Source organism: cf. Phormidesmis sp. LEGE 11477, from assembly GCF_015207105.1.
In the GTDB taxonomy this organism is placed as follows: Bacteria; Cyanobacteriota; Cyanobacteriia; order Phormidesmidales; family Phormidesmidaceae; genus Phormidesmis.
Map to the genome: position 1 here is coordinate 20,601 of NZ_JADEXO010000057.1, position 16,414 is coordinate 37,014.

Consider the following 16,414-nt stretch of genomic DNA (forward strand, 5'->3'; position numbering starts at 1 on the left):
CTGGGTCTCACTCATTCTCGCATTCTGCGCTTAGCTAGAAACAAATTATCTCCGTTTTGTAAGAGCATGGTTGTGTTCTTTAAAGGAGAGGTTGCCGGTTTACAGCTAAGGCTAGTTCTAGTCTGGTAGATTATCTGGGTCGAGACCAACAGATCTTCACCGCAGTGCGTGGACGATGTGGCGCTTGTAGTCCAAGAATTCGCGGGTCAACTTCATATCTAGCTCGCGATGTGTGGGCAGATCAATGGTGATAGTTTCGTGCAGCTGGCCAGTTTTATCCATAATATGCACTCGCTGGGAGAGAAAGATGGCCTCTTCTACATCGTGGGTAATCATCAGCACCGTGATGTGACTTTTGGCCCACAGGTCATGGAAGAATGATTGAAGCTGCTCCTTGGTTTGGGAGTCAAGTGCGCCAAAGGGTTCGTCCATCAGCAGCACTTCAGGATCGTTGGCCAGGGCGCGGGCGATCGCAACTCTCTGTTTCATCCCACCCGACAGCGCTTTAGGATAGGCCTTGGCACTACCGCTTAATCCCACGATGTCTAGATAGTGAGCCACCCGGCGATTGAGCTCTGCTTTGGCCATCCCCTTTAGCCTCAGCCCAAAGGCCACATTCTCGGCTACCGACAGCCACGGAAACAGGGTGTAGTTCTGAAACACCATGCCTCGGTCGGCCCCAGGCCCAGGGACAGGCGCACCATCGACCAGAATCTTGCCGCTAGTTGCCTTGCTCAGCCCAGCAGCAATACTCAGCAGCGTAGATTTGCCACAGCCTGAAGGCCCCACAATGCAGCTAAATTCATTGGGCGCGAGTGACAAACTGACATCATCTACGGCGGTTATTCGCTGCTTGCCCTGACCAAAGACCTTTGTCAGATTGCGAATTTCGAGCTTAGGAACGGGTAACTCTGATGGTTGCTCTTTAGGGGGTATTGTCGTTGGAAATTGCATAGGCTAGCTCATTTTGGAATCGGCCCAAGGTAGCCACAGCCGAAACAGTAGCTTGAAAGCAAAATCTGTAGCGAGTCCAATCATGCAAATGACCAGGATGCAGAACATAGCGCGGTCGGTTTGCAGGTAGCGTTGCGATCGCACAATCGTAAACCCCAATCCATTTTCAGCGGCAATCAGCTCAGAAAGCACCAAAAAATTCCAGGCCCCGGCAATATTCACCCTTAGCGTATCTAAAATGCTCGGTAGCGTCGCTGGCAAAATGACTCGCCGTACCACGTCCCAGCGAGTCGCCCCTAGCGTGTAGGCAACGTTTAGCGTCTCATTGGGAATGAACTTGACCGCATCTGCAATCATCGTGGCGTTGTAGAACACAATCCCCAAGAAAATAATAATTATCTTAGAGGCTTCATCAATTCCCGCCCAGATGATAATCAGCGGCACAAACGCAGCGATCGGCAAGTAGCGGGCCGTTCGCACAAATCCACCGAGCAGACTATCCATGCTGTAGAACGTGCCCATTGCCAGGCCCACCGGAATGCCCACTAGCGCTGCAAACGAAAAGCCAGCGATCACCCGCGCCGAGCTCGCAAAGATATCGACTATCAAATCGCCCTCTAGCAGCATCGAAAAGCCACGCACGATGACCGCGCTCGGCGTCGGTAAGAATCTAGCGTCCACGAACTGGCCGTAGCTCAGGCTTGCCCAGATCAAGATTGGTATCGCCAGTGATACAGCTACTAGCGTCACCTGCAGCCATCCTGGAAAGCCCTGACGAATACTCCAGAATACTGAAGGCCGTAGATAGCGGCGGTCTAAGGCTGGTTCTCTTCGATCTTCTGGTGGACGATCCTCTGGCGAGCGATTATCTGAGGAGTGGGGTATTTGGCTAGCCGCCATTACACATCTGCCGCCTCAACAAACTGCGGATCGATCAGCGTAGATAGATCGCCTGGGTCCGACTCTATTTGGCCTTCTTCTAGCAAAAAGGCGGATAGTTCTGCTAGCGGCTTACCCAGATACAGATCGCTATCCGGCTGAGCCAGCATCTCAAGATTGACCGCTTGATCCGGCAGCTCTAGGCCGCCTAGATCGCTCTCTAGATCCGCTGGCTCCATCTCCAAGACAGCCGCACCAATCTCAATGCCTTCTTCTGAGTTTGCTTCTAAATACTCAACACCGCGCAGCGTCGCGTTGACAAATGCCTGCACCACCTCGGGGTTTTCTTCTGCAAAGGCCGTATCGAACACGTACAGATCAGAGATCGCCGTCGGCATCTGAGAAGAATCGTAGATAATTCGACCGTCTTCAGTGGCATCGGCTGCTTCTTGCAAGAAAGGCGCGTAGGTCACTGCGATATCGACATTCCCTGATTGAAAGGCGGCGGCGGCGGCTGACGGCTCGGTATTGACCGCTGTAATATCGTCTTTAGTCAATCCCGCTTCTTTGAGTACTTGCAGCAAGAAGAAGAAGCCAACCGCGCTGGTTTCTACGGCAACTCTTTGCCCTCTAAAGTCTTCGATGCTAGCAATGCTGTCTCTAGCCAAGATGCCATCGATGCCAACAGAATTGTCCTGCACCATGACAATCCTAAAATCTTTGCCCTGCGATTTCATTAAGACAGCTTCAGATGTGACAGGTGCAACCGCATCTAGCTGATCGCTCAAGAACGCCGCCATGTACTCGCTACCCGAGCCAAACAAACGCAGATCAAAGTCTAAGCCTTCTTCCTCGTAGTATCCTTGATCCTGAGCAATGTACATAGGTACCTGCCCCGCCCAAGGAATACTGCCCATCGTCAGCGACAGGCTAGGCGTTGCGCTATCTTCGGCAGCAGTGTCTGTGGTACCCTCCCCAGCGCTGTCACTCTGGCTGTCACTCTGGGGGTTACAAGCCTTTAGTAAGACGGCTCCAGACGCACCCGCTAGTAGCTGTAGGGCATGGCGACGATGAATTTTGTAAGGCCGGTAGGTCATAAGATATCTCCTCTTTAACAGAGACTGTATAGCTTTTTCGAATGCGTGAGAAGTATAAATACTTACCGTATAAACAACACCGAACAAACATCTGGGCAGCAATCTTGGCCAATTTTTAGTAGCTATTCTCTAGAACCACTCGTCTTCGGCTTCATCTTTGGTATTAGTATTACGCTCTGGCGTTTCTCGCTCGAAGTGGAGATGGACGGCGCGAGTCTGTTCACCATCAGCCGCTACCGCGCGAATCGGATAGTCAATTTGGCCATCGGGAAAGGCAATATGGAAGCGGAAAGTGCCGTCAGGATTGAGAGGAATGACTTTGTCGCCGACGGTGAGCGTGGCGTCTGGCTCAGTCGCGCCATGAACAATCAGCTCTGCATCGGCGACTAGCCAAAATTTGCGCGATCGCTCCGGCAGCACCGACCCCCCTGATCCAATGCCAGACATCGTCAGCCCCGACGTGTTTAATCCTGAAACGTTAGGTCCTGTCGGTCCGCCTGAGGGAGACAGAGCGCCGGGCAAGCTCTGCTGCATCGAACCGTACAGCGAACCGGCAACTCGCAGCGCCTCTTGACTCTGGGTCAATGCGAACAGATTGTCATAGATTTGGGGCAGATCTGTGGCGTCACTCGCTCGGTCAGATCCGGCGGTATCCAAGCTGTAGGGCTGGCCCAGATCGCCGAAGCTACGACCCGCTAATTGCTCTTGCCAATCGATGGCAACAAACTGATCTTTTACCCACCCCGATGGATAGATCGGCGGTACTCGAATGGGGGCCGATTTGGCCAGTACTAGCCAACGATCGTCCGCTGTCAAATAGCCAATTTCTACCCTGTAGTCGCGATCGCTCGCCGGCATCTCTAAATACCAAGATCGCGCCATCTCGTGACAGTCCACCTGCTGCATACTGTGAGGCGCTTGCGTGGTCATATCCAAGTCGGTGACATCGTACAGTCTTAGCATCAGCCTTTGACCGCCCTGCTGACGAAGCTGTTCTTTGTGCTCGTTAGATACATCCCAATAGGCATAGGCCCATTCTGGGTCGCGAGGCAGTAAAACAATCCGGCTTTCTCCGTATCCTTCCGGCAACTCTGTCAGACCGCTGTCTACACTGGCAAGCTCTTCAATAGTCAAGGGAGCGGTTTCTCCATTAGTGATCAATTCTTCAGGTGTCGCTGCTACTGCCGTACTCGTACTCGGCAAGTCTGCCAAGGCTGCTGCACCGCTATCAAAAATCACTGCACTATCGCTGATGATGGTCTCCCGGTTCGGTTCGATATCAGGAATAGTTTCGATCTCAGCAATGACTGTATCGCGAGTGGGCTCTATCGCCTCGATTCCTCCGCGCGAGGTAGCAAGTGATTGGGTGGCTGTAGCAGACGCTGCGGCGATCGGCGTTTCGCTATCGGACGCTGCAAGTGGAACTGGAATAGCAGGGGCTTCGAGCGGTTGAGCGTCAACAGAAACTGTGTCAGTAGTGGAGGTTTCTAGGGTTTCATCGGGCGTTTCGACAGCGGGCGTTTCGACCGCAGGGCTCTTAGCAGGTTCCTGCTCAAGGCTGTTAGCAAGTATGGACGCAGCCAAGTCTACAGGCGTTGATGCCGCTGCGTTGTCACCTTCGTTGTCTGCGTCATCTACGTTGTCTGCGTCGTCTAATGTTAGCTCTAGCTCGTCATCCCATGGATCGTCTTCGAGATCAGTCGCTGCGCTGTCATCTAGCGTTTCGTCGCCCAATATGGGAGCGCTGTCTAAAGCGGTATCATCCAAAGCCGTATCGCCTAGGCCGGTGGAGGCGGTCGATAGGTCTAAATTGGTGCCTTCTAGATCGGGTGAAGATTCTAAGTCGGTTGACTCCTGGATTGGTAAAGGTTTCACGTCAGGGACACTAGCAGCAGGCGAGTCAAGTCCAGGTTCGTCTATCACTCTAGACTCATCTATTCCCCTAGGCTCATCTACCCTTCGATCGGTCGAGATCACTGTCTGGGCTCTGCTTGAAACTTCTCTACTGTTTTCTAGATCCTCTACAGGAGGAGGAACAGTTGCGGTTGGTGCAGTTTGCCGACGCGCTTCGAGTGGGTCAGGTTGCGATCGCCGCTTACCCAAAAACGCCCAAGCTAGCCCCAAAATTCCGATCAGTGGAATCAGCCAAACCCACCACGGCGTTCCCTCGCTCTCGCCTTCGGCGGTATCGGCGACGATATCTGCAGGTGCTCCTGTCTCGTCGATGGCCACATCACCCGGCGGTAGGCCGTCGAGTCCCCACAGACCCTGTCGCCCCTGACTAGCCCCTACAAATAGCGTCTCGTTATCTTCAAATCTCAGCTCTGTGATCGCATTATCGTCGCCAATCACTGGCTGAAAGATATCTCCTTGCGGCTCACCGTCAATGTCCCAGAAGCGAACCTGACCTGTTTGGGTGCCAGTAGCTAGAATTTCCCCATCGTCGCTAAATGCCAGCGCTGTGACGGGTCCGCCTGTCTCGATCAGAGGCCCTGCAATCACCTCGCCCGCAGCGTTCTCAATAACGACAAGGCCGTCTGCGTTCGTCGTCGCTGTCAGTCCTTCCAGGCTAGTTGCCGTTGGCGTTGACTCTATGCCAACAGCTTCAGAATCCTGAGCAATTAGCCACTGAGCCGTGTCTACCTCAGGAGCACCCTGAGCGATAGTTGCGAAGGCCGACCGCTGGACCGGAACAGCAAGAGCTGTCAGCAAGCAGAGCTTTGCAAAGGTGGAACGGTTGACACGCATCATAAAGCCTGGATATTAAAGTCTGTGAAATTACTTTAATATCTCAGTGATTCATCAGAGAGTCAATTGAGTTACCTCAGAAGGCCGTACGATTTTTCAGGTGCGAATACATACGGCTCTAACAAAACGTCAATTTTAGAGATGGCAAGACTCTTGATTCGGACTTTATAAGGGATTTTGTCCCTTTCTCTTCTTGTCAGCGCTTTTACCAGATCTCTTGCTAGCTCCTTTGCTAACTCCTTTGCCAGAGCGTTTGTTTTGACCGGGCGCGGTTTGATGGGTGCCAAAGTACTTCTCGCTCCGGTAGCGCAACCAAATCCTTAGCTGCTGAGGAATTTTATCCTTTTGCGCTTTGGTTAGCTGGTGATAGAGCGCTAATGCCTTTTCGCGCTCATGACGGCAGGCGGCATTGCGATGCGCGTCCCAAAGTCCTTTCGCGGCTCGAATTCGACGACAGGTTTCCTTAACTAGGGCTTCACCTTCTAAAGGGCCGGTGGGCTGCTTTGATTTGGGCATGATGCTTTGAGGTGCGAAATAGTGGCGTTAGACTGAAGTTTTCTGTTTTATGGATGTAGCTGACGCGAGCTGGCTAGACGCGAGCGAGCTATATGAAATGACTGTAGTGATATCTACAGCTGCGGTCATAGGATAGGCTGTTGCAGAAACTGTCTATTTGCCGCCTATTGCCAAACGCCTTTGAAGATAGGCTTCATTCTAGCTTGCCTACGTGTCTTGGCATTGCGTCGACTTTCGTGTACTGACTCTATGTGACTAGTTATGTCTGATCATCATCATCATTCCGAAGGCTGTCATTCGGCAGGGTGTCATCACGGCGTGCCCTCGACTCCACAGCAGGTGCGATCGCTGAGAATCGCCCTCGTATTTATCGCCAGCTTCTCCATAGCTGAGCTATGGGTGAGCTTCCATACCAATAGTTTGTCCCTGATGGCGGATGCTGGTCATATGGCGTGTGATGTCGGCGCGATCGCACTTTCGCTGTGGGCCGCTAGCCAGTCCCAGCCGGATGTGCAGTCGGGTAGACGGGCGGATATAAACCCTGAGAGATTGAATGCGATCGCCGCGCTAGTCAATGGTGTCCTGTTGCTAATAGTCAGCGGCTGGCTTGGCTGGGAAGCTATCGAGCATCTGCGATCGCTGCCTACCGAAATCTTGAGCCAGCCCGTGGCAATTACGGCTGCCGTGGGTTTGGGCATGAACGGACTCAACGCCTATTTGTTGCACAGCCATGCTGACGATAATTTGAACATGCGCGGCGCTTTTTTGCACATGGTGGCAGATGCTAGTAGCTGTCTAGGTGTGCTGATTGGTGCGGTGCTGATTGCAAACTATCAGTGGTACTGGGCCGATGGTGTAGTCAGTGGTGCGATCGCCCTACTCATCACCTCCAGCGCTATCCCGCTCATTCGCCAGAGCTGGTCTACGCTTAACCCTAAAGCCTTACCCACAAACTGAGAAAGACTTTACCGCCAAAAACGTTCCCGCTAGGCTCACCGCTTAGAATACAAAAGCAAAAGTCCTACGCCTTGTCTTTGGTTCACACGACACCTCTATGAAAGTCACCTCTTGGAATGTCAACTCCGTTCGTACCCGTCTAGAGCACGTCACCCAGTGGCTGCAAACCCACTCCGTTGACGTTCTTTGCCTTCAAGAAACCAAAGTCATTGACAAAGACTTTCCAGCCCAGGCATTTACAGATATTGGCTACCACGCCTACTACTACGGTCAAAAATCCTATAACGGCGTTGCTTTACTCAGCAAATCGCCCTTAGAAGATATTCAAAAGGGCTTTGGTGCCATCATTGACGAAGCTACCGTCGGCGATCTAGACGATCAAAAAAGAGTTATTAGCGGCGTTCTAGGCGATGTCCGCATCGTTAATCTCTACATTCCCAACGGCTCCTCTATCGGCAGCGAAAAATACGAATACAAGCTCAGCTGGCTCGCTCTACTGAAGCAATATTTAGCCCAGCAGCTAAAAGCGCATCCTCAGCTCAACGTCTGCGGCGACTTCAACATCGCCCCCGAAAATAAAGACATCTACACCGACAAAAATAGAGACAAGCACATCATGTCTTCTCCGGTCGAAAGAGAGACCCTTCGTGACGTGCTCTCTATTGGCCTGTCCGACGCCTTCCGCAAATTCACAGACGAAGGCGGTCACTTTAGCTGGTGGGACTATCGCACCAACTCTTTTGCTCGAAACACTGGCTGGCGCATCGACCACCACTACCTCTCACCGAAGCTCTACGAAAAAGCCATTAGCTGCACTATCGACACCGAACCTAGAGGGCTAGAAAGACCTAGCGACCACACCCCAGTCACCGTCGAATACTAGCTCTCTAACCGACACTTCACTCTGCCGCTTCTAGCTTGAATCACAGTCTCAAATCATGGCGGTTCAAGATCATTTGGATAAGCTTTGAGGATATTCGAAAGTTGGTTTGCCGTAGTCGCGAGACCACTAACCGGATGTCAACCATGTTTCTCTCAGCTGCTTCGTCTAAGATTCCAAGAGTACCAATGACGTTAAGTCCTTTTGAGGTTGCAGCTTGACGTCCCATCCTCTCGTCTATCAGAAGAAAATCGGCATCTAAAGACTTGGCTAGACAAATAGCCGCTTGCTCTCCTGCGTGCAGATTCTGTAGCTCAGTTGATATCTCTCTATTTACAGATTCCACTAGGAGCCAGTCTGGAGGTTTCACTGCCCACGTTTGGAATGCTGTCGGTGCGCCGGGTGCTACCATTTCAGCCTTAACCGCCTCAGGGACTATGACCTGATCGTATAGCTGTGGCAATAGCTCAGTCGAATCAATGAGAAAAAGATAGAGCAGCGGTGAGGTGTCAGACACGACGATCATGCAAGTCGAGCTGATTCTCTAACTTGTTGAATAGTTTTCCTGTCTTGCTCTAAGTCAGATTCATCATAGTGCAAGCAAACGTTAGCTGCTTTCAAGAAAGCTTCTACGCCCCACCAGTCAAGATCCAGTATACGACCGACTTCGTGATGACTCAGTATCTCGTTGCGATATCCTTCAATCGATAGCGCTTCTAGCGTTTGTCTAGGCAGATCACTCATCCGCTGCGTCAGCCGTTCAGCAATATCGTTTGGCAGTTCGATCGTAATTTGCATTGGATTCTCTTACATAGAAGTAGCTCGCCTCTATTGTAAGCACTGAGAAAGCCACTTAATCTTAGAAGTGACTGGTCTTAGAAATGACTGGCATTCGAAGGCTAGGTAAGAAACTCTACGCCAGCTTTTTCTTGATAAACGCGAGAATTTTGCTGTTTTGAACTTTGAGGGCCGCGACTTCTTTGGCCAGCACTTCTACTTGCTTTTGCAGTGCTGCGACTTCAGCCGAGGCGTCTCCTCCGCTAGTCGATGTGGCAGTGGCGCTCTGAGGTCGAACCTTGCGAGCTTTGGCCATCGCGCCCTTGATAGCGCCGATTAGCTCTTTTTGCTCAAAGGGTTTTTCAATAAACTCAAAGAATTCAAAGGGTTCTTGAATCTTTTCGGTCAGCTCTTCGCGGCGACCCGACATCATCACTAGCGGAATGCTTTGAAATTCAGGAACAGATTGAATCTCTTGGTAGACTTCGTAGCCACTCATTCTAGGCAGCAAAAAGTCCAGCATAATTAGGTTTGGCTTTTGGGCCCGAATAGCGTCTATGCCTTCAATGCCATCGGACGCTTCAATGACTTCAAAATTGCCGTTAGGTAGCATATCGCGCACCCGAGCGCGGATCACTCTACTATCGTCGATTACTAGGATTTTATGATTGGCCACGACGAACTCCTGGTGCTATCTAATGAATGGCAATTGTTGACGGATGGCAAATTGATGCGTGACTGAGGCGAGACTTTTTGTCTGTTTTCCTACAGAAGGGAAAAGAATTTCCGCTTCCTAACCGCTTTATGCCCGGTTTAAAGTTGCCCAGATTGCTGGGTGGAGAGAACACAGCGAAGAAAGAACCAAGTCGAGGCGTGAGGTGTAAGAATCAACCCGGTAGAATACTAAAGATGCGTTGGCCTCTAGCTGTTTAATTTCATGTCTATATCTTCTGAGCAGTTGGTAGAAAATCGGTCTGAAAAGGATCAGCTAAAAGACGCTCAGCGATCGCGGCCTGAGATTCTAGCAATGCCGGACTGGCTGCGGCGACCCATTGGCAAGGCGAGCGAGCTATCGGCTGTACAAAAGGTAATTAAGCAGCGGCAGATTCACACGATTTGCGAGGAAGGGCGCTGTCCGAATCGGGGTGAATGCTATGCCAATCAGACAGCGACTTTCTTGCTAATGGGGCCGACTTGCACTCGTAGCTGCGCCTTCTGTCAGGTGGATAAAGGGCATTCGCCAATGCCGCTAGATCCAACAGAACCCGCGAAGGTTGCAGAGTCGGTGAAACTGTTGGATCTGAAGTATGTGGTGCTAACGGCGGTAGCCCGAGATGATTTGGCTGACGGAGGGGCTAGCTGGTTCGTAAAGACGATGGAGGCTGTGCGCGCGATCAACCCTCAGACACAGATTGAGGTACTAACACCAGACTTTTGGGGGGGAGCTGACGCGCCAGTGCAGCAGCGACAAAGGGTCGAAACGGTGGCGATCGCGCACCCCACCTGTTTCAACCACAACGTAGAGACCGTAAAGCGCTTGCAAGGCCCAGTGCGAAGGGGTGCTAAGTATGGGCGATCGCTAGATGTCTTGCGCTACGTGAAAGAGATTGATCCCTCAATTCCAACAAAATCAGGGCTGATGGTCGGCCATGGAGAAACGCGACTAGAGCTGGTAGAAGCGATGAAAGACCTGCGGGCAGTGAAGTGCGATCGCCTCACCATTGGCCAGTATATGCGTCCTTCTCTCGCCCATCTGCCGGTACAAAAATACTGGACACCAGCAGAATTCGATCAGTTGGGTGCGATCGCCCGCGACTTAGGCTTCTCTCACGTCCGCTCTGGTCCACTAGTTCGTAGCTCATACCACGCAGGCGAACAGCCTTAGCTGGTAGAGGTAGGAGACATCGCTGTGAGTTCTCGCCATTCATGCACGGCAAAGGGGGGAACAACAAGTTCTGCGGTGCTGCCGTCGCCTAGTGCAATCTCTATTTGCAAAGGGATATCGCCGGAGAGCTCTGATAGAACCGACATCACGTTGTACTGTCCTACGTAGTCGGGTAGCGCTGCGGTTTGTGGATCGAGTTCAGTGGCAACCTGCCATTGCAGGCTAGATCCAGTCGCAATAGTCAGGGGTTTTTGGCTATCGACTGTGACCAGCCCCGGAAAGCCTACGAGTCTGAGATAGAGTCCCTGTAGGCTGTCTGACCGGTAGCGTTTGAAAAGGATGATTTGCCAAGATCGGTCAGTGCGATCGCGCAAGCTCTGCTTTGAGCGAAAAGTGGTCTGCCCTGGTTTCTCACTGTAGGTATGCAAAGAGGCTATAGGCAAAGAAGCTGTTGCAGGCATGGTGGGGAGCAAAAAACAGCACAGAAACAACAGCAGAACGACCAAACGCCGAATCATAATGGCTATAGAAAAAGAAATCTGCTCTTAGTGTACGTTCTCATGTCTGAAATAATTTGGACTCCCTACCTTCGATATCGCGCCGAACAAAGAGGCTTTGAGCTAACTTTAGTCGAGAATATTTTACGTTTCTCCAGCGAGCGATACTATGATGTGGAAACAGACAGAAGCGTTACCGTTGGGAAGCATCGAACTCAGCTAGTCATGATCCCCTATGAACGCAGGGATGATCTCATCATCCCTGTCACGGTTCATGCTATTTCTCATCAATAAATCCGATTCCGCGTAAAAACTGGAAGGTTTATCATCGATGTCTGATTCTAAACAGTCTGCGCCGCAGATGAACTACTTCAAAGAGGAAGATATTCTTCACCTTTTGATATCTGAAGAAGTAGAGGCTAGTAGCATAGAAATTAGCCCCAATGTGACTGCGGAATTGAATCAAGCAGGCGAGTTGATTGGCGTAGAGATTCTGCATGCTAGCACATACCTCCGAGATTCTATCCTAGAATCTGTTCAAGGCAAGTTGCTTAGCCTAGCGAAGGCAAGCTCATAGGTTGACTCATACAAGAATCTACAGTCTACTCATCCGGTTAATCACGGCCCGATAGCCCTCAGCTCTGCCTTCGGCTAGATAGCGCTCGGCAGCGATTTGCAGATCTTCGTTGGCGCTGAAGCTATCTCCTAATGCCATTAGGGTAATCCCTCGGTAATAGTAGATATCGGCATCGACTGTGGGATCCTGGCGGATAATTTGCGAGAAGTCTTGATAGGCTCCTTGCATATCTCCTGACTCGTATAGAGAACGTCCCCGAGCGGCGTAGGCGGCGATGTAGCTGTTGTCTAGTTCGATGGCGTAGGTATAGTCGGCGATCGCAGAGAGCAGATTGCCGCGAATGGCGTAGGCGTCGGCCCGCCCTTTGTAGAGCTCTCGACGATTAGGACTAAGGCTAACCGCGCTGTAGTAATCATCTAATGCCGCAGGAATGTTGTTGTTGGCTACGCGAACTAAAGCCCTTTGCCGATAGGCTTCGCTGGAGTTCGCATCGATTTCTATCACGCGGTTAAAGTCTGCGATCGCGGCGTTGTATCTACCCTGAGCGCTATACAAGCTACCCCGAGTCATGTAGGCTTTTGTCGACTCAGGCTGAACTGAAAGAACATAGTTAACATCAGCCAAAGCATCCGTAGGCCGCCCCAATGCTGAGTAGATATGGCTGCGGTTATAGTAGGCATCAAGGTTATCTTCATCCAATCTGATAGCGCGGTTCAAATTCGCTAGCGCGGTTTGCAGCGTACCGAGATGATAATAGGCGACCCCACGTTTCATGAAGGCGGCTGCATACTTATCGTCGAGATCAATGGCGACATCTAACGGGGCAATCGCACTCTCATAATCTTCTAGTTCAATCAGCGCTGCTCCTTTACGCATGTAGGCAGGCGCGTACTCTGCATCGAGGGCGATCGCGTTATCAAAGCTCACCACTGCGCTATTAAAATCGCCCATTTCTGTTTGGACGACACCTAGATATTCGTGGCTGAGCAAATGTGTCGGATCGAGGGCAACTGCCGTTTCTAGATCGCTCACCGCCGCCAGTATATCTCCAGATTTATGCAGTAATGCGCCTCGATAGAAGTGAGCTAGTGCGTAGTCAGAGCGCAGGTAGATAGCAGTGGAATAGTCAGCCATCGCTGCAACCGGATCGTCTAGAAGCTGTCTGATCGCGCCTCGAAACAGGTAGGCTTCTGCATATTCGCTGTTTGCTGCGATCGCCGATGTGAAATGATCGATAGCTTTTAGGTCGTCGCCCTTTTGGTAAGCCCTTACCCCCCGGCTGTAGAATTCAACTGCTGTCGTCTCAACGGGTGCGACTTCACCGTCAGCCGCTTCAATGTCTAGTTCAGAATCTTCGACATCGATCGTTCTATCGCTAGGCATCTCGCTATTTGGTATCGGCGATTCAAGCGGCTCCAAATCGCTCTCAATATCAAAGATAGGCAGATCGATCGCAGCGATATCGCTAGTAATAACAGGGCCATTAGCATGAGCTGGAAACGCTGCTAGCGTGCCGCCGAGCAGTGTTGTGATACTTAGAGCTACTTTTAGAGCTGCGATTCCGCTGCGATTCATGACGTTCCTTAAAAAAGAAGACTGTAGTTTTGGCTATCTTGATATAGCAATCCGCACTTAGCTTAAGCCGTATATAGAAGCTGTAGTCCCTGTTGCACATAGCGCTAAGTGCATAGCAATCTACTAATGCATCAGCAGATTGCTATAAATAAAGACTGCCCATTAGCACCAAGGAACGAATTGAGGGGAACTACCTATCTTGCTGTTTAATCAAACGCCAGCCTGGATTCGTCCATTCTGTAAACTAGCCATTGCCAATACAACTTCTGGGCTGATGGTGCCGCTAGCTGGCCTGATTGATACGGCCTTTCTCGGTCATCTATCAGACGTTCGCTATCTAAATGGCGTGGCGCTAGCGTCGGTCATTTTTAATGTGATCTATTGGGGATTCAACTTTTTTCGGATGGGCACAACGGGGCCAGTCGCTCAGGCGGTAGGTCGCGATGATGAAAAGACTATTTGGCTGATTCTGCTGCGAAATTCGCTGTTGGCTTTGGGTGCAGGACTGGCCGTTTTGCTGTTACGACAGCCGATTTCAGCAATAGGATTTTACTTTTTGCACATGGGGCCAGGGGTGAGAGCAGCGGCAGTTGCCTTTTTTGAAGGTCGTATCGTTGGCGCACCTGCTGTTCTTGTCAACTTCGTTGTATTGGGCTGGCTGCTTGGCCGTGGGCGAGGAGCTCAGGTTGTTTGGCTAGCAGCGATCGGCAACGGTAGCAATGTTGTCCTAGATTACTGGTTTATTCGCCGACTGGGCTGGGAGAGCTACGGCGCTGGGCTAGCAACTGCGCTTAGCCAATACGTGATGCTGGCTGTCGGTTGTTCCATAGTGGCCGCTAGCCTGGTGCCCTGGCACTTGCTGTCGCAGATTAAGGCAGAACTTTGGCAGCCAAAGGAATTGCGTATGCTGTTTAGTCTAAACAGAGACATTTTGATTCGCACGTTTGCTTTGGTGCTAGCGATGTCGAGCTTTACTAACTTCAGCTCGGGGCTAGGTGAGACAATTCTAGGAATCAATGCCTTGCTGATACAGGTTGTATTGATGTCGGCCCACTTTATGGATGGGGTGGCGCTAGCGGTAGAAAGCTACGCAGGTAGATTCTATGGGCAAAGATCGGTGGATGATCTGCTCTGGTTGCTGTGGTTAGGGGCAGGTGGGAGTGTGTTTTTAGGGATTGCGATCGCCCTCACCCTAACTATCTGGCCACTGCCGTTTTTTAGCCTGCTGACGACCCACAATCATCTACTTGTTCAACTTCCTACCTATGTCTATTGGCTGGTTCCGGTTCTGGGTTTCGGCGGCGTTGCCTTCACGCTAGATGGCTATTTTCTAGGACTAACGTCCGGGCACATTTTGCGTAACAGCGCTTTAATATCGGTACTGCTCGGCTTTCTGCCGCTAGCGTTACTCGCAAATTGGTCGAACAATCCACATCTGCTTTGGCTAGCCTTATCGGTGCTGATGGCTCTGCGCGGCGTGACTTTGATTCGCCAGGTTCCGATCATCAATCAGCGATTGTTAAATAAAGCAGTTTAAAGATTAGAAACGGTAGTCTACCTACTGATAGACCACCGTTCAATACAGGCTATTTAGCGTGAGCTATCTATGACTCTGCTCAGCGACTCCGCTCAGATAAAAGTAATGAAATTACTTGCGGATGTCTTTTGCCATATTGCGGAACATATCCATGTCGCTACTTGCAGGCTTGCGACGGGCAGGCGTAGGCGCGGACTTAGCAGCTGTTGATGAACCGTTGCTTTCGGCCTTGGGCGCTGAAGCAGCAGGCGTGTTAAAAGAGCTAAAGGTAGCAGCGGGCTGTGAAGATGTCGAAGAGTTAGTATTCGCCTCAATTATCTTTGCGGCTGTCGAAGAAATCTGTCTGACGCTTTCCATGTGCTCAGCTTGACCTTTTTTCTTAGCAAAGGTACGTCTGACTGTCTTCGAAGAGCGCATGTAGTCAATATTACCAAAGGTCTTAGCGTCGTCATCGTTGAGATAAAAAGCCTGTTTAGGTGCAGTATCGTCTTTTGGTGTGCTTTTGCCGAACACAAATTCTAAAATTCCCATTGTTCTCCTGTCTAGAAGTTCTGAAGTCTATGTGTACTTATACTAACTTTTATTTCGTTTATTAGAAAGGCCAAAGTCCGAATTAGTTATTCAAATCAGTCAGCACCAGCAGAGTTGAAGCAGTTAGCATGCCTAACATTCGTAGTCAGTTGGGCGACTACCTAGGCTAGTTGCTTTGGTATTAACTTGGGCGACTATCTATGAGTTTTCTGAGAAGAGGAAAGAAAGCCGCTCAGAGATCTCGCTGATAGTCTTCTAATAAATCGATCAGATTGACTAGGCACTGCATGGGCAACAGATCGGCTAGCGCCACCGTCTTTCGTCCGCCGCCTAGCTTAATCGGAATATCTGCAAGGATTTTGGTGACGTTGTCTTCAGAGATATCGTCGCTAGCGATCATAGGCATTAGCTTTTCGGCTAACGGCGTATGCAGCTTGGCAACACCCAGGTATAGGTGCCATTTGGCGATGTCCATGTAGATGTTTTCGCCAATTTCTGCGGCTAGCGCTTCGATATTTTCAGAGGCGTTAGGAGTAGCCATAAGCGTTTTGCTCTTATATGAGTGTGCAGGTATGAGTGTGCAGGTATGAGTGTGCAGGTATGAGTGTGTAGGTGAGTTCGAGCCTTTCGACTGGCTTCGTTCGCGGCTATCTTAGTTCGCTCCACTTAGTTCGGTGGGCTCAGACGGCCTGGCTAGTCACCGCTGGCTGGATTGGTGGAGTAGTCTGCGATCGCAAAGAAGTAGATTGCGTGTGCCGCTAGCCCACAGACCCAAACTAGCGAAATCGTCTTCGCTAGCGGCAGCGATCCGGGATTGAGGGTATTGAAAAATCCCATGCAAGAATTGACTGCACCAAAGATGGCAAAATGCACCGCGAGATTGATGCGATCTTCTAACTTTCTATACTCAGGATCAGCGCGGTCGGGTTTGCGAGGCCAGCGGGGAGGCATAAGTGGGTTGTCTCGGTGGAGTTATCTCTATTGTAAGGGAGTGGGGAAAGGGG

Annotated in this window: 18 protein-coding genes; 5 read left to right on the forward strand and 13 right to left on the reverse strand. The window is 50.9% G+C overall.

Going from position 1 to position 16,414, the window contains the following annotated elements; all coding sequences use genetic code 11:
- Positions 1-156 precede the first annotated feature (156 nt).
- The 5 genes from IQ256_RS16305 to IQ256_RS16325 form a co-directional block, all read right to left on the reverse strand.
- A complete protein-coding gene (locus IQ256_RS16305) occupies positions 157-954 on the reverse strand; it encodes an ABC transporter ATP-binding protein (protein ID WP_193856609.1) in 798 nt (265 codons plus the stop codon).
- Between the two features lie 3 nt (positions 955-957).
- Positions 958-1,854, reverse strand: a complete 897-nt coding sequence (locus IQ256_RS16310; protein WP_193856610.1) for an ABC transporter permease — start codon at positions 1,852-1,854, stop codon at positions 958-960.
- Positions 1,854-2,930 (reverse strand): ABC transporter substrate-binding protein, encoded by a 1,077-nt coding sequence (locus IQ256_RS16315; protein WP_193856611.1) that lies wholly within the window; start codon positions 2,928-2,930, stop codon positions 1,854-1,856. The genes IQ256_RS16310 and IQ256_RS16315 overlap by 1 nt, the downstream gene beginning before the upstream one ends.
- 129 nt (positions 2,931-3,059) lie before the next feature.
- Complete coding sequence (locus IQ256_RS16320; protein WP_228024960.1) at positions 3,060-5,681, reverse strand: DUF4912 domain-containing protein; 2,622 nt, start codon at positions 5,679-5,681, stop codon at positions 3,060-3,062.
- Positions 5,682-5,843: 162 nt separating this feature from the next.
- Positions 5,844-6,194 carry a Precorrin-3B methylase gene (locus tag IQ256_RS16325; RefSeq protein ID WP_193856612.1) on the reverse strand — a complete coding sequence of 117 codons (351 nt, stop codon included), beginning with the start codon at positions 6,192-6,194 and terminating at the stop codon, positions 5,844-5,846.
- Positions 6,195-6,455: 261 nt separating this feature from the next.
- Here IQ256_RS16325 and IQ256_RS16330 point away from each other — a divergent pair, with 261 nt between their 5' ends.
- Together IQ256_RS16330 and xth are read left to right on the forward strand one after the other, a co-directional pair.
- Entirely contained in the window at positions 6,456-7,151 is a 696-nt protein-coding gene (locus tag IQ256_RS16330) for a cation diffusion facilitator family transporter (protein ID WP_193856613.1), read from the forward strand.
- Positions 7,152-7,248: 97 nt separating this feature from the next.
- The gene (gene xth, locus IQ256_RS16335; RefSeq protein ID WP_193856614.1) at positions 7,249-8,034 is read left to right on the forward strand and encodes an exodeoxyribonuclease III; all 786 of its coding nucleotides are present in this window, start codon (positions 7,249-7,251) and stop codon (positions 8,032-8,034) included.
- A 40-nt stretch (positions 8,035-8,074) separates the two neighbouring features.
- Here the strand turns inward: xth and IQ256_RS16340 are convergent, their stop codons facing one another.
- The 3 genes from IQ256_RS16340 to IQ256_RS16350 form a co-directional block, all read right to left on the reverse strand.
- Positions 8,075-8,557, reverse strand: a complete 483-nt coding sequence (locus IQ256_RS16340; RefSeq protein WP_193856615.1) for a DUF3368 domain-containing protein — start codon at positions 8,555-8,557, stop codon at positions 8,075-8,077.
- A complete protein-coding gene (locus IQ256_RS16345; RefSeq protein WP_193856616.1) occupies positions 8,554-8,829 on the reverse strand; it encodes a UPF0175 family protein in 276 nt (91 codons plus the stop codon). Before IQ256_RS16345 ends, IQ256_RS16340 begins: the two co-directional genes overlap by 4 nt.
- A 115-nt stretch (positions 8,830-8,944) precedes the next feature.
- On the reverse strand, positions 8,945-9,484 hold the full coding sequence (locus tag IQ256_RS16350; RefSeq protein ID WP_193856617.1) for a response regulator: 540 nt from the start codon (positions 9,482-9,484) through the stop codon (positions 8,945-8,947).
- A 261-nt stretch (positions 9,485-9,745) separates the two neighbouring features.
- Here IQ256_RS16350 and lipA point away from each other — a divergent pair, with 261 nt between their 5' ends.
- Positions 9,746-10,693 (forward strand): lipoyl synthase, encoded by a 948-nt coding sequence (lipA, locus tag IQ256_RS16355; protein WP_193856618.1) that lies wholly within the window; start codon positions 9,746-9,748, stop codon positions 10,691-10,693.
- On the opposite strand, the gene IQ256_RS16360 is transcribed toward lipA, so the two are convergent.
- Positions 10,690-11,154, reverse strand: a complete 465-nt coding sequence (locus tag IQ256_RS16360) for a DUF3122 domain-containing protein (protein ID WP_228024961.1) — start codon at positions 11,152-11,154, stop codon at positions 10,690-10,692. The two genes, lipA and IQ256_RS16360, sit on opposite strands and share 4 nt — an antisense overlap.
- 367 nt (positions 11,155-11,521) lie before the next feature.
- Here IQ256_RS16360 and IQ256_RS16365 point away from each other — a divergent pair, with 367 nt between their 5' ends.
- Entirely contained in the window at positions 11,522-11,767 is a 246-nt protein-coding gene (locus IQ256_RS16365) for a DUF2283 domain-containing protein (RefSeq protein ID WP_193856620.1), read from the forward strand.
- Between the two features lie 18 nt (positions 11,768-11,785).
- Here IQ256_RS16365 and IQ256_RS16370 read toward each other — a convergent pair whose 3' ends face one another.
- Positions 11,786-13,342 carry a tetratricopeptide repeat protein gene (locus IQ256_RS16370; RefSeq protein WP_193856621.1) on the reverse strand — a complete coding sequence of 519 codons (1,557 nt, stop codon included), beginning with the start codon at positions 13,340-13,342 and terminating at the stop codon, positions 11,786-11,788.
- A 199-nt stretch (positions 13,343-13,541) separates the two neighbouring features.
- Between IQ256_RS16370 and IQ256_RS16375 the strand changes: the two genes are divergently transcribed.
- Positions 13,542-14,879: an MATE family efflux transporter gene (locus IQ256_RS16375; protein WP_193856622.1), complete on the forward strand. Its 1,338-nt coding sequence runs from the start codon at positions 13,542-13,544 to the stop codon at positions 14,877-14,879.
- 111 nt (positions 14,880-14,990) lie between these two features.
- Here the strand turns inward: IQ256_RS16375 and IQ256_RS16380 are convergent, their stop codons facing one another.
- The 3 genes from IQ256_RS16380 to IQ256_RS16390 form a co-directional block, all read right to left on the reverse strand.
- The gene (locus IQ256_RS16380; RefSeq protein WP_193856623.1) at positions 14,991-15,410 is read right to left on the reverse strand and encodes a hypothetical protein; all 420 of its coding nucleotides are present in this window, start codon (positions 15,408-15,410) and stop codon (positions 14,991-14,993) included.
- A gap of 232 nt (positions 15,411-15,642) precedes the next feature.
- Positions 15,643-15,951 carry a DUF3181 family protein gene (locus IQ256_RS16385; RefSeq protein ID WP_193856624.1) on the reverse strand — a complete coding sequence of 103 codons (309 nt, stop codon included), beginning with the start codon at positions 15,949-15,951 and terminating at the stop codon, positions 15,643-15,645.
- A gap of 152 nt (positions 15,952-16,103) precedes the next feature.
- Positions 16,104-16,361: a 2TM domain-containing protein gene (locus IQ256_RS16390; RefSeq protein WP_193856625.1), complete on the reverse strand. Its 258-nt coding sequence runs from the start codon at positions 16,359-16,361 to the stop codon at positions 16,104-16,106.
- Positions 16,362-16,414: the final 53 nt, after the last annotated feature.